The following is an 18,243-nucleotide window of genomic DNA, read 5'->3' as shown; positions in this document are numbered from 1 at the left end:
ATCTCTGATTTTTTTTGCATTGTCATCACCTCCTGTTTGATTTACAAATTTTTGAAAATGTAATCGGATATGCGGAAACGTGTGATAACGTTCTTCCGAAGCGTTTTGAAATCGAAGAACGTTGAAGGAATGTTAGGCCAGCGTGATAGTTCCTTGGCGTAGGCGTTAGTGCCAACACTATCCATGAACTCCTCGAACATGCTGGTGACTTTGTCTGGCGTCAGTACAGACGTCCTCAGCTGAGTATACCGTGCCTTGATTTCTGGCTTGAACGCTTTGAGGGTTCGATTCATAAGCATGTTCAGTTTGAAGTTAGCAAAGTTCTTGCTTGTCAGACCGGTATTTAGCATATCCATTTCAGGGTCGAATATTGTCTTGCCGTCCCAATTTAAACCCCATGTAGAATCAAGGTCATAAGGAATTGGTAGCCAGATGTTGCCATCGTATGTGGTGTACTCAATATTCTTGATATAAGAGTCACTGCATTCAGCAACTTGGTAAAAGATTAGAAAGTCGATAACCGCTTCGAGGTCAAGATATTGACTGAATTGGTCGTGGAACGTAGCATCGTCAGACTGCGAAACAAACTGTGCTAGTCGGTTAGTTGCCGCTTGAAATTCAGGAGTTGTCGTGCCGACTTGAACTTCCATATCTGCATCAGGATTGGCTGTGATGTCATCAGTGATGACAATGGTTGGCTTGCCGAACCCTTTATCCGTGAAATGATTTTGTGCTTCTAGAACACCGGCATTTGAAGGCACGTTATCAAATCCAAACAGATTCTCATCTTTGCCAGTATTGATGGTGTATAACCCGTGAAAAGAGCTGTTCGTATACAGAAGCGCAGGGGTTCCCTGAATTTCCCCGAGCATGCTTGCGTTTAGCAGATTTGAGTTCACATTCGCGCGGTTCTCTGTTATTTCGGCAAACAGCTTGGCGCTGACGATATTAAGCGCATGAGTGACGTCAATCCAGTTGGCTTTTAGGACAATGGTTCCCTCGTTGAGCCAGCTTGGGGCTGCTTTGAACTTGGCCTTTACAGTGCAATCAGGGTCGCTGTATAACTTGAGCTTGTAGTTCTTCTTGTCGTAAGTGGCCGAGGAGTCGCCCTGAATAGACAACTTAGCGAAGTAATTTTTGGCAATGCCATTTTTGAGAATTCTAACCGTTACTGTTGTTTTATCGCCTTTTTGAGTTGGTAAAGTACCGTCGATTTTGATAACCGGAAGATTTGTTCCGCTAGTGAAGGCGTGTTCCCCTTGGTTATCAATACCGACATCAGCACGAATGTTAATGTTTGATACTGAATAAGACAAGTCACCCGTTGATGTTGAGCAAAGTCCGAAACCATAGTTGAATTCATCAGGCTGGAAACGCGGCAATATGAAGTCAATATGGTTAATAACGCCAGCTGTTAGTGGTAGAGCGGTAATGACATAATCTCGAACCTTGGCGTTATTTAAATCGTAGCTGGTAGCGTTCACGGTGTAAATTCCTGTTGTGTCAACCAACACATCACATTCAACCAAAACATTGTGAGTACGGAAGTCATCATTTGTGGTCTCTTCGTTATTGAACAGGTATTCGAGACGAGATGTAGGCTGTTTAGACGCGGCTGGACACGAATATTTTATCCAGCGATGGTTTAGCAACATTACTGGAGAGTATGCACCGCCATTTGATGTACGGAAGTAGGCCGATCCAGTTTTTAGCGTTGGATCGTCAACTACGTTCATAGATAGCCGGTCAGGTTTTTCAAAAGCGATCGGGTAGCCGACAATTTCGGTGACGTTGAAGTCAAAAGCGGCTGAGTAATGATCCTTAAAAGTGATGAGGACTGTCGAAAGATCGGGGCGTCCAATTCGCGGTATGAAGAAATTAACCTTTGTTGGAACCGCCAAGTCACGCGACTTTACCGTATTGACGATAACATCATCAAGAACAGCCCCATTAACATCACGGAAAATAGCATGAATATCAATGACACTCGCAGCGTTGAACTTGATGATGAGTGATCCGCGAACACCCGTATTACGGACACCGTTTACTAGTTTGGTACCATCCGCACCTAAATAGCTCACGCTTTGTCCAGTGTGTCCTCCAGTCCACACGTGAAGCCATTTTTTGTCCGCGTAGAGCTCATTCCTGAAATCTACATCCGTACCGCCCTTCTGCCAAGGGGTTGTCCCCTCAGTGAAGAACGAATTTCTGAATACATTGTCACGGTTTGCGGCTTCGATATATCCGGATTCTAGGTCCGAATTGTTTGAAACTTCGTCCTCCTTGACGAGTGAATAATCAGTTGCTGAAAAGCTGACTGGCTGTCCGTCTGTATTCCATACCATAATCAAGAAATTGTCCTCCTGCCCCGTCACGTCAATATGAGCGCTGTTTCTCACAGCCATTATTTTTTGTGCATGTGCATTGAACGTCCCGAAGTCAAAGCTGGGTAGCCAGTCACCGTTTGCCTTACGCGGAATCAGCGTGATTTTCAGATTTTGATCAACTGCCGAAACAATGCGAACACCAAGACGGTAGCTACCGGTGCCAATGACGGGTTGCCCGATGCTATTCAGTCTAGGGACGACAATACCAACCCCTTGATTGTTGACGGTGCCGGAAGGTGATTGAACCGTTACCCACGTTGTGCCCTCACGATGACTTACTGAAAGCAAAACGCCGGCAACCGAAGGAACAGCATTATTGATCAGCCCGTTTTGAAACTTAGCATTTGGTACGAGGTTATTGCGGGACAGATTGTCGAGGTATTGGCCAATCTGATCCATTTTAGCGGCATCGATTGCCGGTATCTGGTAAACTCCGCCATCCTGCCATGCACCGTTTTTGTAGTAATACCATCGTTGGGAATCCAAAACCGCATAAATACTCTTACCGCCATCTCCATTAGGAAACGCCTTTTTGAGGTCATCAAAGGTTGGATACGTTCCTCGAGGTGTCTCATTTTTCATTTTGCTGAACCACTCAACAGCAAGGGCAAGCGATTCACGAACGTCTAACCCCCACTGTTTGCTACGTATCCACGTGGCTAACGACTCAGAAATATTATCGACAAAGCCGTTGTTGATGTCTTCCCTAATTGAATTTTCGTATGGAATATGCTCTGGATCACGATATGGTTCCTGCTTGTCTACCATTATTTGCTCCCTTCTGCCGGTTTGGCAGCATCTTCTAATTTCTTGACACGTTCTTCTATGGTTGCAAGGGTTGCTCCAGTGGAGGTCGTTTGTGCCTTTTTTAACTGGTCAACGTCTTTACCAATTGCGCCAATATTTTCAGTAATCGAATTGAGTTTATCGCTTATATCGGTCAGCGAATTTTTGATGCCATTAATGTCGGCATCACTAAACTCTGTCTGTATTTTGTCAACAGTTTGCTGTGCTTCTTGAGCTGCTTTTAAAGCATCCTGAGCATTAGTGTTCACTAATTCGATACGGGCCGATTGGCCGAGAACTGTTTTCTGGATCTGACCATATAAGCGTTGATTATTAAGATTTTTTGCTACAGTATCGACTGCATAATCAACGCCAGACTTAAACTTATCACCAATAACGAGCTCAGCGTTTTGAGGTTGAATCAAGTCAAGTGTTTGTCCAACGATCCGCATTGTTTCGTCTGTTTGGGTTAGCGGATTAATTACTCGATTGAAGTTGTATACTTTGAAGTCTTCTGGAGCACGCCTAAGTAGGGAAAGGTCTAATGCTGTAACAGAAAACTTCCGCGTAACTGGGCGCTGTCCACTTATCCATGAATTAACAGCTTCTTGAAGTTGCTCAGGTGTTTTTGCATTATCAAAGACTTGTACGCCTTCAAGGACTCCGTATTTATTTATCAAATCAGGAATATCCACATACAGCGATTTTCCAGCGTCTGTTAAATTAACCCGAGGCTGAACTGACTCTTCGGAACTCACGTTATCTTTGACAGCTCCTAAAGGAACAACTCGTGTAATTATCCCAGTAGGGTCAGTTTCAACCTTCATTGCTTTCAAATTGATGCCAAGACGAATGATTGTTTTGCCAGTTTCGCCAAGCTGTGACTTAACATCTAAAAAACGTCCATTCTGAGCAGAACGAACGCGGATATCATATCCTAATGTGGTCACTACAAAATCATGAAGCGTATCATACAGGTCTTTTTCTGGAGTCGTTTCTAAGGTTTGTGACTGTGTAGATTCTGGCATAATCCCCAGCTGCATTTGTTTAAATGGGTCAACTCGGGAATTGAACATATCAACCAGCTGCTTGATGATCGTAGCAGGCGTCCCGGTAAACGTTTGGTATCCGGGTACAACATCGTGGAAGAATGCGAGCGCACCCTCACAAGTATAAGAACGTGCTAGAGCACCAGTTTCGGCCATTTCATTAGTGGGAACCAAAACGCGACCGTCGAAAAGGACCTCACCGGTATCTATTCGGACAACCCGCACTCTTGTGACCATCGGCATTATCTCGTTATAGCCAGGATTGTTAGGCAACACACTAAACGTAAATGACGGAATTGAATTGATATCCGTTTTAATTTCTGCGGACGTCAGCATTGTTCTACTGCCGCCAGGACGCATGATAACAATAGACTTGTCATTATTAATAATTGTGACCTGATACAAATTAGATCACCTCCCTGTGCCATGCGAATGAGATTTTTCCCGATCCAGTAACGGTAATCGTGTTTGTTCCTACCTCTAAGGGAATATCTTGTGATGTGCCTTGTGGAAGTTGATACTCGATTTGTCCAATGCGCACAGTCAAAGCCGCATTTGTGGTTATTTGCGGTGTCACGATTGTCACGCTGTTATTGATAAGTTCAAAACTCCGACTGCCGTTTATTTCGAAATCAACGTCCTGAGCAACATCATTATTAAAATCAAACGTGTCCCAATCGTCATCGCCTTCAAACTTGTTCGCAATCATGAATGGATAGCAAGTGAATACGACTGTTAGCTCTCCTGATCGAACATCGTCTTTTAAATCTGCCGCCTCTTGCAACTCGGCCAAAAAATGATAATCAGGCAACTTGTCGTCATAAAGTTCCGCTTTTGAATTACTTGAGTACAGCCAATTGGCTATTTCCGTTTTTAATTCGTGCATTGAAACTTGATCATATCCATATTTATTGACAACGTTTATGACATAGGTCACTTTGCGTTCGTTATAAGGCTGAACCCCACCAATTGTTGAAAAGTCATAGCTTTGGTTACTGAATGGCACCGACACAATCGTTTTAATCTTTGAAGGAAAGCCAATGTCGTGGGAAACAACATGAATGTACGCGCCGAAATCGCTCGGCCGTTTTCCTAAATACGTGAAGTCATGAAAAGGCATTAGCTTGTCACCCCTCTTGTTTGCAATTGAATTGCCTTGCCGTTTGCGTTGTTTAACATTGGCCCAACGACTTGGCCAAGAACCTTACCGTCAACAATTAGGTAGATCGGCCTGTCATTGTCTGGTTTAACGTTTGAAGCCAGTGCTTTGCCAAGGCGTTCAATCGTTTGGTCGGATAAAGTCATATTGTTGGTGATGCCGCTGACATTCACTGTACTTGGCGTCCGTGCTGCGAACGTTTGCGGATTCAATTGGTTTATTCTATTAGCAGCGCCTCCGAAGTCTGTGGTGCCACCAGCAAAACGTGGAATCGAGTAGTTTCTTGCGGACTGCATGGCAGTTTCAATTTTTGTATGTCGAGGAAGTGGTAAGGTAACATTTCGCCCATATGCCACAAATTTTGCTCCATTTGGTAGTGTGACGACCTCTTGATAACGAGTGCCAGATGCGTCGTTAATAGTTGCTAATCCACCGGTAAAGTTTTGAGTGCCTCGTGCAAACTTGCCACTGTTCAAAAGTCGTTGTACAGCGGGATCAATATCTGCACTAATCCTGAATGTTTTTGTGATGGTAGCATTGCCACCGAATGCAGCAACCGCATTAACACCAATTTGTGACGCTGATGAAACACCATCTGCGTTACCATTGAAAAACATCATAATCGGTACTTTGCTGTTAAACGATGTTATGCTACTTTTACCTGACTTAGATGCTCCATCAACGCTTCCCGAATTTCCTTGGAAGAAACGCATGAGAGGATTTGTAGCGTTGAAGCTGCCTATTTCTTCCTTTCCTTTTTCCGCATGATTTGTCACGCTGCTTGAATCGCCGGGAAACAGTTTTAATCCCGGCAATACCTCGTTATACTTAGCAATACTCGTTCCGCCTGAAGATGATTCATGTTTAACCTTACTTGCATCGGCAGGGAACAGTTTTAATCCCGGTAGAACTTCGTTGTATTTCTGAATGCTCCCTTTGGCTTCTTCTGTTTTTCCAAGCACATCAGTATTATTTGCTTTTAGCCCTTTTTCGTTGGGGTTCTTAAACAAATTATATTGATCAATTGCAACTCCAGCTTTTTCCAATTTTGTACGAGCATCGGAATCGTTCATCAACAGACTTTTGGTAGAGTTTGGAAGGCTGTTCCAAAGACCGTATTTAACAACCATATCGGCTAAGTCGGATTTGCCTTTGGTCTGCATAATAGCAGTTTTTTCTTCTATTGATAGGCCATTCCACTCTCCGGCTTTGATCATGGCCTGGACTAAGCCTGCAGAAGCCTTATCTTTAACGATTGCTTCTAGCTGGCCAAGAGTTAATCGATTCCAGTCATTTGCTTTATCAATAGCAGCTATCAAAGAGCTGGTATCGCCCTTTGCTACAGCCTTGATTTCTTTTGGTGTAAGTGTATTCCACAAATTTAGCTGATCAATAATATCAGCGATGTCTTGCTTGCCAAAAGAAACTAGGGTTGCATATTTCTGCGTATTTGGAAGCTTGTTCCAAACTCCCATGTCAAAAATGATGTCTTCAAGATCTTTCTTGCCTTTAGCATTGACAATCGCTTCTTGAACTTTTAAGTCGAGCTTCTGCCACTCGCCGGTTTGCTGAAGTGAAGATACTAATGGCACTGTTGCTTTATCCTTAACAATGGCTTCTTGCTGTTTCAAGGTGAGATTGTTCCAGTCTCCACTCTTGACTAAAGCATTTACTAAAGGCGTGTAATCGCCCTTCACAATTGCTTGCTGATCCTTAAGCGACAGACTATTCCAGGAAACAAACTTATCCATAATATCAGCAAGTTGCTCGCGTCCCTGAGTACGGATAATTGCATTCTTTTCGGGAACGCTCAATTTCTGCCATTGTTCAGATGATGCCAGCGCTTCGACAATCATTTGCTTGGCATTTGATGTAATCTTGGCGTACTTGAGGTCAAAGACAAGTTGCTTCCAACCTTTTTTAGTGCTGGCCGTATCTTTCAACACTTCAGGAAGATTTGTTTTAACTTTTCCTGTTTTGGTGTCAAATACAAGATTGTTCCAGTGGTCACCTGCCTGTTGCGCAGCTTTGCCAAATCCTTCAGTTGCCGCCGCAAAGTCGCGATTACTCTTGACGCCTTTCGCCATAGCATTTTCGTAACTATTCATCGCAGACTCTGCTTGCGATGCTGTCAGATGAAAGTCAGTTTGCAGTTCCGCTAGCATTTCGGAGCGAGACGTTCCCTGTGCTTTCATGGCTTGGATAGCACCGGCATAGAGGCTCTTCATCTTATTCTGGTGATCGCGTTCTAAACCTTCTAAAGCAACGTGACGCATGGTCGCATCATTCTTGAATTCTTCATTAATTTTTGCTTGTTGCGACTTGTATGCACTGTTTTCTTTGTTAGCAGCGTTCCACATATCTTGATACTGCTCTAGGGCAGCACTCTTAGACATTCGTGTTCTCTCACCAAGGACAGCTTTGAGCACATTATTCTGTTGTGATCCAGAAATCTGTAGCGTCTTGACAGCCAGTGCGGCATTTTTACGACGGTAGTTATCCAACAGTTGATACTGGTCAGCCGTCATCTGTGCTCCGCTCTTGTTAAACGATGCAGTAATGGCTTGGGCCTTTTTGTTGTTGCTTTCCATCTCTTTGATTCGCTTAGCGTTAGCGGCTTTTTCCTTAGCGGCCTGCTTTTCAATGTTGTCTGCGGCTTCACCGCCAAGGCTTTTAGCCAATTTCTTTGCTGCTGTCTCAGACTGATCAGCGGCTTCTTTTGCGGCCTTCGTTAAATCATTGAACCCTTTAGAAATCGTCTTAGCATTCTGGGTGACTGTGTGGTTTGTATCATCAAAAGCACCAGAAATTTCCCCAGAGGCATCTTTCATTTTGGAAGCAGATCGGTCGGCATCGGCACCAATATCAGTACCCCATCGTGAAGTTCTGTCAGCAGACTCAAGAGCCTTTTTGCCCCACAATTCCCAAATGGCTACACCGGCACCGACGACTGCTGTCACGCCTAAAACAACTGGGACGATTGGCCCCAATGCCGCTAGCAAACCTGTTCCGCTCGCTGCGGCTCCGCCCATGGCCGCTCCCATTCCAGAAGCACCATCTGCTACCGCAGCCGCTGCAGGTGCAACCTTCAGTGCTTCAAAAGCTGTCTTACTAAACCCAGACTTGAGCACATCCATTGCAGTCCCGCCAATTTTTGCGGCTGCGGATGCTCTCCCAATGACTCCCGCAATTCCAGATATTCCTTTGCTCAAAGCAACAACCGGCTTAAGAGCTCCACCGATAAGAGAACTCACTGGCCCTACAACTGCCGCAAACGCTGCAAATTTGATAATGGTTTGTTGCGTACCGCTGTCCATTTTTGAAAAGGCATTGACAACATCGGTTGCTGTTTTGATAAGAGGAGTCAGCGTCGGTAGAAGTTTTTGACCTACTTCAATTCCTAAAACATGAATCGACTCTTGAAATCTCTTCAATTTGGCGGCATCCGTATTGTTTAACTGGTTAGCAATTTTGGCAGTTGTTCCGCTAGCATGCTCAGCTTCACTGGTATATTTGCGTAGCTCACCGCCACCTGCACTAATCAAGGCATTCATGCCGGCTTGCGCTTCAGTGCCAAAAGCCAACGCTACTGCAGAAGCACGTTGCTGGTCCGTCCACCCCTTAGTGTTATTCTTGATTTTGTCAAGAATCTCTGGAAGAGTTAGCGTTCCTTTTTTGAAATCAGCAACAGATATGCCTAATTCACTAAAGCCTTCAATGTTTTGCTTAGAAGGCTTCAACAGTCTTGTTAAAGCACCACGTAATGCTGTGCCAGCAACTGATCCTTCAATCCCTTTGTTGCTCATAATACCAATAGCAGCCGCTGTTTCTTCGAGTGAAATACCAGCAGCATGAGCAGAAGGGCCGACATATGTCATTGCCTCGCCCATATCCTGGAATCCTGCTGCAGTAGCGTTCGCAATATAGGTAAGAGCATCTGTAACGCGAGACGTGTTTTTAAGCATGCCCGTTGTTGATTCTGTCTTTAGACCAAATTGCTCCAAAACGGATGTAGAAACATGCATAACATCGTTGAAGTCATCGCCAGACGCTTTTGCCGCATTGAGAACTGCAGGCATAGCGCCTAAAGTTTGCGCAGCGGTATAGCCACGTTTGATCATTTCTGACATGCCGTCGTTAATCGCAGCCGTGGAAATGCCATATTCAACCGACCACTTTTTAGATGCTGATGCTAGTTGATCAAGTTGCGCACGATACTTAGCAGTAATCGCACCCCCATTTGTTAGCAAAGGTCCCATTGCTTGAATTTGGCTGTTGAAATCAATAGCAGATTTAGCTGCTGCCACAAACCCAATGGCAATTGGAGCAGTTACCGCCCTTGTCATCGTTGATCCGAAACTGGTTAGTTTGGAGCTTGTCTTTTCGGTAACAGATGCAAATTTAGAGGCGCCGTTTGATACTTTAGTCCAGCCGTCACTTTGCAGTGCAATCTCTTTGCGTAAGGCCGCCATTCGATTTTCATTTTGAGCAGCAGCGGCAGCAGTTCGATTATACTGTGATGCAGCATTAGCTTGCAGTTTTGTCGCACGATTAATTTCTTCCTGCGATGCAGTCTCACTTTTATTAAGTCTTTCAACCGCTTTCGAATTTTCATCATACCGTTCTCGCTGTTTCTGAAGCTGAGCTTGGTAGTTCTTTGACTGGCGGCTCAATGTGTCATAGGTTGAACGCATGTTGTTGATAGACTTTTCAGAGCCCTTAAACGCAGCATCTTGAGCCCGCAACTCAGCGGCAGTTGCTTTAATTGAAGAATTCAAAACTCGCTGGCTTACTTGAAACGGATCAATGTTCAAACTAACAGTAGCCGCAATTTGTCCGAGATTTCCTAACATGTTTTACCTCCCTTCATAGAATTAGAAAAGGAACGGAAAGGCCTTGTCGATCGTGGTCTCCCGTTCCTCGTAAATCTGGTTAAGCTTTTCAATATCGCGGAGCGTCATAGCATCAACGTCAGCTAATCGGTAGCCTTCAGAGAGCCTTGCTTTGTAGAAGTCGTCAAGGTTGCTAATGGCTTCTTTGACGTCCGCTTCGGTGATTTTTTTGCTGTGTCCTTCTTATCCTCTTCACCATCGCTTAGAGAATCGCCAATGGCATCATTGATTGAATCCAGCGATTTCAAAGAAATAGACGAGCCATCAATAACATCATCGGTAGTAAACTGGTTTTTCCAGAAATCAACCGCAAATTTGGCTAAGTTTTTCTCGTTCTCATCGTAATCATCGTTTGAAGGGCCATCTTTACGGTTTAGCATGCGCAGCTGTTGTTGCTGCACTTTTAAGGCGTTCGTGGTATCACGTAATGTTGGCTCTCCATTTCGTGTGAACACGCAAGTTTCGCCTTTGATATTTAGTTTAATTTGATATGCCATGCTTAATCTCCTTAGGTATAAGCCGCCCGCTGTTCGCGTATTGTGCATTTACAAGGCGACAATGATAGAAACGGCTCCAGCTAATGTGTGATCTGCGAATTACTAAGCCGGTGTAGCGGGAGTAATAGTCGCGTCTTCAGCAGTCTTAGGGAATACATAGCTGTGGAAGGTATCAAAATTGAATCCATCGTTGTCTTCACGACCAATCAACACAACATTGCCAGTATCTTGGTCACCACGAGGAATAAATGAGCCTTCGATGCTGTCAGCACTTGGATCTGGTGTGCCGTCAACAGTCTTGGTATCAACGCCCGGAAGTGAGAACATTCCCTTGAGCATACCAACCCAAACGTATTTACCATTTGAGAGCTTTGTACGGAACAAAGTTGCGGCGTAATTAGGGCTAAGGTTCTTTGGATATACTTCAACCCCATTAACAACATTAATGCCAAATAAATCAGACTTCATCTGTGAATCCACATCGTACATTTCGATTGTTTCGGTTGCTTCTGTGATACCACCAGAAAGAATCAAGTACGGGCCATCATCAGCGGACAGCGTCTTTTGCTCTGTTTTAATATCCAATTTCACACTAGATAAGCCTTGAATCTTTCGTGTGCTTGGTACAAAGTCGTCATCACCGACAACCCCGTATTCAAAGGCCGAAGCCCCAAATTTTGCTAACTTCTTATTAGTTGTAACAGCAGTATCTGCCATATTTAAAATCCTCCTTTAGGAAAATAAAAAGGGCTAGCCAATCGGCAGTCCTTGAAACTGAAAGTATCCTGTTGTCATACGGAGGGCTGGGGTATCACCATCAACGTAGGAGTTGCGATAATACCTTTCCCAGCCAGCCGCATGTAGTGCTTGATATATCTGTGTTTCAATTTTTTCTTGTTGATCCCAGTCCGTTTTGTCCACCCAAAAATCTACTTGTACTTTCGGATACTCTAGGATTCTAGAATCGTCAGCATAATCAGCAGCATCACCGGGCAAAGAAGTGATTCTCACCCATGGAGCTAAACTTTCAGGAGTTACGCTAGTCTGGTTATTGAAGCTTGGAGTGCCTATATACACCTTGTCAGCAATATCCAAATTGGCCGACAGGATGTCATAAACACGTTTTTCAGGTGCCATTACATCCCGCCTTCCTTCAAGTGGCTTAGGAAAGCAGCGATAACAACTGGCCGCATGACTTCTTGGGTTTCTTCAATGAAATGTTGCGGGTCCTGCATTGAAGTGCCCGAGTTTGGAAAGTGAGCACGCCAGCCAGTATTTTTACCATATCCAACGTCTACTTCTGTTACACCACTCGTTTCACGGACACTTGAAAGCTTGATGTCATCTCTCAGATGTCCGCTCATATCCGTCTCGCCGTCCCACTCAGGCGTATTGCTTTTTAGCTTGTCGGCAAACTTTTGTGCGCCATCTCGGACAGCCGCTCGAGCCTCTTTTGCAACTCCAAATTGGAGCTTGTTAAGATTAGCAAGCAGTTCAGCATCCCCTGTGACTTTTACGCCCATCAGCTCACCGCCTTTGCCGTAATCGTTGTCAGATCGCGCCTCTCGTAATCAGGATCAAGCCCTGTGATTTGATATTCATTACCACGCCATTGAATTCTCCAAGTTGGTTGGATTTCCTCTGCGGTCAAAAATCGCACTAAAAAAGTCGGGCTGTCTTTGCGAGTTCCCAACTTTGTCTGTGGATCATTTGCTTCTCTGATTGGCACCTTAGGAACTTCCGCCCAAACCGTCATATGCTTAACAAGCACACCATCAACCGGAACTCCGTTAACCTTTTTTGACTCATAGCTGACGAACGCAATTCTCTCAGTCATTCGATTAGTTCGCATCAGGATCACCATCCTCTTCCGGCAATTCTGAGCGAAGCTGATTGATGATATTTGTGGTTGATGTTTGCAACGGAAAGCGCATGACTTCAGCACCCATACCTCGGTAGTCATAGTCTTCCTTCACTTGCTTCATAAGTGCTGTGAAAAAACGATCCCGAGTTTCTGGATTGCTTAGAAATTGTTCCGGCTTTGATCCAAAACTAATAGCCGAACTGATTTCACCACAAGCGTCATGCACCAGTTGCATAATCATTGGGTCTTCGATTGTCTGATCAACTTTCAAGTACATTTTCAGAACCTGAAACTGTTCATCAGTCAGTGGGCTTTTGTCAAGCGTAGTATCTGCCAAGAGTAATCACCTACCCGGCGTTAACAGTAACAGCAAGCGTTGAGCTGATGCCATTAGTGCTAAATGTGATTGTCGCTGTGCCCGCTGCCAGATTGGTAATTGTGTAAATACCATCGGACTTCTTAACAACCGTAGCGACGCTTTCATCGCTCGACACAGCTTCGACTGCTTGAGGAGCGCCATCAGGAGTGACTGTCACCGTGATATCTTTTGTGGCACCGACACCACCCGTGAACGTTTTCTGGCTCAAAGTCACTCCGTCAGGCGTTACGCTTTTGGGGTATATGTTAGGAAGTACCCTGCTTTTTCGTCAGCAACAGATACACCAAAGCGCATACCAGCTTGCAAATATTGACCGTGAATCTGGTCATCCGTCCAGCGAACCATGAAGTCTGCGCGGTTAGCAAACAGAATCGCCCGCTTGATGTCACCCAAAAAGGCGTGTGCTTCGCCTGCTGCACCCAAAGTATCATCAGATACAACAACAATCGGCATACCAAGAACGCTCTTGCCAGACGGGGTCAAGATACTGTCTTGCAACAAGTAACGGCCATTACCGTCTTTCACCGTATCCAAGAAGTTGTAAAAGCTCTGGGACGCGATGATTGCACGAGAGTACGCAGGGTCCAAATCCACGTTGTTGATATGCTTCAAATCATCAATGCTAGAGATCGTCTTGGCAGTGAAGCCTTTCAGCAGAGTTGCAACGGCACTGTTAGTCGTGTTGACCTTAATTTGTTGTGCGTTCTGGGCAATCAACCCAACCAAATCAATTGCGGAGTCGTCAATAGATTCCTGTGAAACCGGAAGAGCCTGACGATACGTTTCAACAGACCAGTCGATCGATTTGAAGTCCGGCTTTGCCATTGCTGGGTTCTTTTCCAACTCGGCAACAGTAGCCATCTTGGTTGTAGCATTTGCAACTGTTGGGTAAGTACCCTTTTGTGTGGAGGCTTGGAATACGTTCGTGAAAGGTTTCAGATCAACAACAGTCTGCAATTCACGCTGTGGTGTATTGCTAATAGTTTCTGGAATGGTCACGGCCGCATCCGCTGCCTTAACACCTGCATTTACAGCATCACTGGCATCGGTAGGATCGGCACGAAAAATTGCAAATTCACCAGCTTCTGTCTTTTCAAAATTGACGCCATCAGTATTACGACCACGAGTATGCAAATAAGCATTCAGTGCATCGCGATAGCTATGCTCTTCCGGATGATTGGGCTTCTTCCCACTCGGCTGTTCATTGCCTTTCAACGCAGCCTCGTATAAGTCACGTTTTTCTTCAAGATCTTTGATCTCTTTGCCAGCTTTATCATACTTGGCACGAACGCCTTCTGCCTTCTTCAGGTTTTCCTCGGAATCTTCACCTTCAAGTAAAGAACGAAGTTCTGTCTTCATAGCTGGCAACGCTGAACGCTTTTCATCAAGTTGCTTTTTAACAGCAGCTAATTTTTCATCTAAAGTCATCTAGTGACCCTCCTTATTTTTTGTATAAAAATAGGCACCGATTATTCGATGCCCTTGAGCAATTCCTCTTTATTCAGTTGATAAAGCATCTTGCGCCGCTTAAGTTCCCATTCTGGCGGCTGATCTAGCGCTTTTATCTGTTCCAACGATCGTGCTCCGACCTTTACCTCAGTGTCTGGATAAGCAGGTGTTGTCACCGGCGAAACATCAAACAGATGATCAATGTTGTTGATTGTGCGCTCGTATTTAACCCCTCGTTCGCTTGACTTTTGCCACTTTTGCGCGTCTTTGTCTGGCGCAATCGTAAATGCAAAGCTTGACTGACTGATAATCCCTTGCCGGACGTTTTCTAGTAAGTCACGACCGAGTTGTGTATCTGGTGGCGTCAGAGTGTACTTAAGTCCAGTGTCGTCAATGGTCAGTTCCAAATTAACGCCAGTGCGGCCTAACACTTGGTTTTGATCATGGTTAAATAGCGCCACGACATTGCTCATATCAGCATTGTCGAGCGCATGGCGGTCAATGTGCTCACGAAAACTAAATTCACCGCCGCCCATGATTTCAGATTTCCGGTCAAATTTAAGCGCATAACCTTCGATGACAGTTGGATGTTTCTCATCCCCATCACGAATTTGCATGGGTGTCGCTGTCATTCGCAGCTCCTTTGTCATTAGCATCACCTCCCTTCAATTGCGATGCGTGTTCAGCTTGATATGCTTCCTTTTGATCAAGGAACACTGTGTTAAGTGTCGACTGAATACGATCCATGTTCGGGTCTTTTAACGGTTTCTTTCCAAGCTCCGCACGTCCCTCGTTTCCAGTCCACAGTCCGCCATTAACTGCTGTATTGACGTCAGCAATCGGCAATCCGTTTACTGATTTTGTGTCAAAGCCAATGCGATACTGATGGCGCTGGTTGTCATCAAGCAACTTTAGTTCAAACTCGCTTGTAATCGGTTCAAAGTAAAATGGAAGATCATTGCGAATATAGTCATCAGCAAGCTGCTTAACTGACTGATTGGGACTATTTTGGGCTAATCGATACGCTGGCACCCGTAAAGCCTTCGCAATCTGCGCTGTTGAATAGTTATTGCTGTTAATCAGATTAAGAACGTTGGTATCAACTTCCAACGGCTGATAATCCATCGTCGCGTCAACTATAATTGGCGATCCAGCATCAGCACCTGCCTGTGCCCTTTCAAAATCTTCACGAATCTTCTGGCGTGCTTCGGCAGATAGGCGGCTCTCTTTTGCTTTGATAATTGAGCCTTTCAATCCGCTCTTGAAGAACTTTTGAAGCGTGGAAACACCGGATTCTTGAAGTCCAATCTCATCACCTAAGGAAAGTAGCGGCGAGCGGCCCATGATGGTGTCATATGAAAAGAACTTCCAATGAATAACATCCTCAAAACTGCAAACTTTTTGAACACTTGCGTTGTATGGTGTGAATCGATAGACAAGATTCTCGGGATCGCTTGTGTCCACCTGCGTCTGTGATGGGGCATAGAACTCAAACATAGCTGGTTCGTTGGTTATCGGATCGCGCACAATCCGCGAATAAGCATTGCCAGTCAAAATTGCATTGACCATCATGGAAAATTTCCACTGATATGCTGATAAACGTTTGTTAACCTTTGTGTTCATCAGATAATCAATGTCAGACAAGTCTATCACTTCATCGGTTGAGCTGTCAGTAATCACTAACGGGAACCGGCTGACGTCACCAGCGACAATTGATACTGCTGTTAGCACATCAGAGTTGCGTAACGCTGAAATCCCAAGATAAGCCCCACGAAATGACGGAATCACCCCTGAATCAAGCAAATTATCAGCCCAATGGGGATCTGCTTCTGTTGCAAGTCCTCGAAATAGCTTCATTCAATCACCTCCCTTCGTTATCAGGAAGCAACAGAATAAAGGCGAGAACAAACAACAATCCGCCGCAAACCATGAATCCAGTAGGCCTATTGATCAAAAAAGCCCCATATCCAGCTAAAATGAAGCCTAAAACAGTGGCAATTCCAGCCATATTTGCGCCAAGAATTCTAAAAAAGTTAGCTAGTTTTCCATTCACGTTCTCACCTCCTAGAAGCCAAAATCATCGCTGAAGACACGCTCATCGTCCAAGTAGTTGTCCAAGTCTTCCTTGAACGCGATGGCATAAGCATCAAGCGTGGCATCAATCATGTCTATTTTGTTAGCATACTTATTCTTATTAATACGGACGCCGTTGTTGTCAGACATTAGAACCGCGTTCATTGCGGCGGCCTGCATAATGCGATTATCTGAATGCTTTATGCGACCGCCTATAACATCATCGCGGAACTGCTTAGTTGGCATTGACAGTGTCAGCGTTCCTTGTCGTACCTGTACCATCGGCCACTCAGGATGATTCTTCTCAATTGCCGTTAGCATTGGTCCAAATTGATAAGGGTCGTACATGATACCTTGAACATCTAAGTCATTACGTTCAATGAAGTCTTCGAGCCATTCATATACCCGATCGTTGTCGATGATACCTGACTCTAAGCTGCTGATCTCTCCTTCGCTGTGTTGTTCAGCAGCCAAGTAGTCAATCCGATCCGTCTTGATTTTGTTATCAATTCCGCCTTTAGAAGCGACAAATGCATAACCATCGAGCCACCACCAGCCTTCTTGCGGGATTAACCAAGTAATGGCAAAAAGGTCGCTTGTACGACCAACATCAATACCAATCCAAGCTCTTTTGCCGCGAATATCAGGCTTTTCACTCAATTCAGCATCCTTCCAAGCATCGAAGTCTAAATAACTATCTTCAGTCGCTTGCCGCCAAATGTTGAAATTCTTGACCAGTTTTGCATTTAAACTGCCATCAGCACGTGCTTGAGATAGCTTTGTGGTCAAATAGTCGGTGATCTGATCATGCACAATATCAACGTCAAGTAGCGGATTCGATTTAATCCAAGAATTGGGGTCATCAACCTCTTGTACGTTGTCTTGTTCAGCAATGAATGCAAAATAGCGTTCTGCCGTTTCTTCACCGGACAACACCTTTTTTGCATATGGATAATTTTGTTGAAACATCGGCACGTTCATGTCGAATCCAGCCGTTGAAATGATGAACGTCAGATAACTAGGCAGTAACACCTGACCTGAGGCAAGGGTTTCAATCATATCTGTTGTTTTAGCGTTGGCATATTCGTCAACCACCGCAACATGGGGTTCATAGCCATCGACAAGTCCTGTATCACGAGAGAACGAACGAATTGTTGATCCGTCGTCTAAATTGACAAGTTCATCTCGCGTAATCTTAACCATTCGTTTGATGCCTGGGTCTTTCCGCATGAGCGCACGTAATCGGTCTTTTACCATTCCGAATACAATGCCGGCCTGCTTGCGATCATTAGCAGCGGTATATAATTGCCGTTTGTTGGCTGGATTCTTTCCGAACAGAAACTCATACAGAATGACGCCAGAAATCAAAAGCGACTTACCGTTTTTTCGTGCCATCGAAATGAACACATCGGTAAATCGCCTTATATTTGGATCATCTTTGTCAACCCAGCCATATATACTGCCAATAATGAATTTTTGAAACGGTGCTAATGGTTGTGGTTTCCCACTTTTTGGTTCTGGCAGAATCTCCATAAATTTAACAGCTTTTCCCGCTAGATTTGGATCATATCGCCATCGCCAATCTGTTCGTTTCAAGTCTTCTTGATGCCGTTTCACCGCGAGATTAACTGCCTTAGAAGTAATAAGACGACCGTCTAGCACACGTTTTATGAAATTAGGCATTGGATCTTTAAATTTTGACAACCAG

General features: G+C 44.7%; 16 protein-coding genes. All 16 read right to left on the bottom strand.

Features of this window, described 5'->3' with window-relative positions; all coding sequences use genetic code 11:
- Positions 1–41 precede the first annotated feature (41 nt).
- Positions 42–3,155, bottom strand: a complete 3,114-nt coding sequence (locus tag EL173_RS04535; RefSeq protein ID WP_020752187.1) for a CotH kinase family protein — start codon at positions 3,153–3,155, stop codon at positions 42–44.
- Positions 3,155–4,627, bottom strand: a complete 1,473-nt coding sequence (locus EL173_RS04530; RefSeq protein ID WP_020752186.1) for a phage tail protein — start codon at positions 4,625–4,627, stop codon at positions 3,155–3,157. Before EL173_RS04530 ends, EL173_RS04535 begins: the two co-directional genes overlap by 1 nt.
- 1 nt (position 4,628) lies before the next feature.
- Positions 4,629–5,342 (bottom strand): distal tail protein Dit, encoded by a 714-nt coding sequence (locus EL173_RS04525; protein ID WP_020752185.1) that lies wholly within the window; start codon positions 5,340–5,342, stop codon positions 4,629–4,631.
- A complete protein-coding gene (locus EL173_RS04520; protein ID WP_020752184.1) occupies positions 5,342–10,234 on the bottom strand; it encodes a phage tail tape measure protein in 4,893 nt (1,630 codons plus the stop codon). The genes EL173_RS04525 and EL173_RS04520 overlap by 1 nt, the downstream gene beginning before the upstream one ends.
- A 122-nt stretch (positions 10,235–10,356) precedes the next feature.
- Positions 10,357–10,770 (bottom strand): phage tail assembly chaperone G, encoded by a 414-nt coding sequence (gene gpG, locus EL173_RS04515; protein ID WP_003661382.1) that lies wholly within the window; start codon positions 10,768–10,770, stop codon positions 10,357–10,359.
- Between the two features lie 102 nt (positions 10,771–10,872).
- The gene (locus EL173_RS04510) at positions 10,873–11,487 is read right to left on the bottom strand and encodes a major tail protein (protein ID WP_020752183.1); all 615 of its coding nucleotides are present in this window, start codon (positions 11,485–11,487) and stop codon (positions 10,873–10,875) included.
- Between the two features lie 33 nt (positions 11,488–11,520).
- A complete protein-coding gene (locus tag EL173_RS04505; protein WP_005686982.1) occupies positions 11,521–11,907 on the bottom strand; it encodes a hypothetical protein in 387 nt (128 codons plus the stop codon).
- Positions 11,907–12,293, bottom strand: a complete 387-nt coding sequence (locus EL173_RS04500) for an HK97-gp10 family putative phage morphogenesis protein (protein WP_015764352.1) — start codon at positions 12,291–12,293, stop codon at positions 11,907–11,909. Before EL173_RS04500 ends, EL173_RS04505 begins: the two co-directional genes overlap by 1 nt.
- Entirely contained in the window at positions 12,293–12,622 is a 330-nt protein-coding gene (locus EL173_RS04495) for a head-tail adaptor protein (protein WP_020752182.1), read from the bottom strand. The genes EL173_RS04500 and EL173_RS04495 overlap by 1 nt, the downstream gene beginning before the upstream one ends.
- The gene (locus EL173_RS04490) at positions 12,612–12,971 is read right to left on the bottom strand and encodes a head-tail connector protein (RefSeq protein WP_005686976.1); all 360 of its coding nucleotides are present in this window, start codon (positions 12,969–12,971) and stop codon (positions 12,612–12,614) included. The genes EL173_RS04495 and EL173_RS04490 overlap by 11 nt, the downstream gene beginning before the upstream one ends.
- Before the next feature lie 10 nt (positions 12,972–12,981).
- Positions 12,982–13,221, bottom strand: coding sequence for an Ig-like domain-containing protein (locus EL173_RS04485; RefSeq protein WP_005686975.1), 240 nt, complete (start codon positions 13,219–13,221; stop codon positions 12,982–12,984).
- A gap of 17 nt (positions 13,222–13,238) precedes the next feature.
- Positions 13,239–14,441, bottom strand: coding sequence for a phage major capsid protein (locus EL173_RS04480; protein WP_020752181.1), 1,203 nt, complete (start codon positions 14,439–14,441; stop codon positions 13,239–13,241).
- A 41-nt stretch (positions 14,442–14,482) separates the two neighbouring features.
- Positions 14,483–15,112, bottom strand: coding sequence for an HK97 family phage prohead protease (locus tag EL173_RS04475; protein ID WP_015764348.1), 630 nt, complete (start codon positions 15,110–15,112; stop codon positions 14,483–14,485).
- Positions 15,066–16,319 carry a phage portal protein gene (locus EL173_RS04470; protein ID WP_020752179.1) on the bottom strand — a complete coding sequence of 418 codons (1,254 nt, stop codon included), beginning with the start codon at positions 16,317–16,319 and terminating at the stop codon, positions 15,066–15,068. The genes EL173_RS04475 and EL173_RS04470 overlap by 47 nt, the downstream gene beginning before the upstream one ends.
- 4 nt (positions 16,320–16,323) lie before the next feature.
- Entirely contained in the window at positions 16,324–16,515 is a 192-nt protein-coding gene (locus EL173_RS04465; protein ID WP_003661399.1) for a hypothetical protein, read from the bottom strand.
- Positions 16,516–16,526: 11 nt separating this feature from the next.
- Positions 16,527–18,239: a terminase large subunit gene (locus tag EL173_RS04460; protein ID WP_020752178.1), complete on the bottom strand. Its 1,713-nt coding sequence runs from the start codon at positions 18,237–18,239 to the stop codon at positions 16,527–16,529.
- Positions 18,240–18,243 lie beyond the last annotated feature (4 nt).

The sequence above is a fragment of the Lacticaseibacillus rhamnosus genome, from assembly GCF_900636965.1.
Taxonomy (GTDB): domain Bacteria; phylum Bacillota; class Bacilli; order Lactobacillales; family Lactobacillaceae; genus Lacticaseibacillus; species Lacticaseibacillus rhamnosus.
The sequence above is the reverse complement of the archived record's forward strand: the minus strand, read 5'-3'. Positions and strand labels throughout refer to the sequence as shown.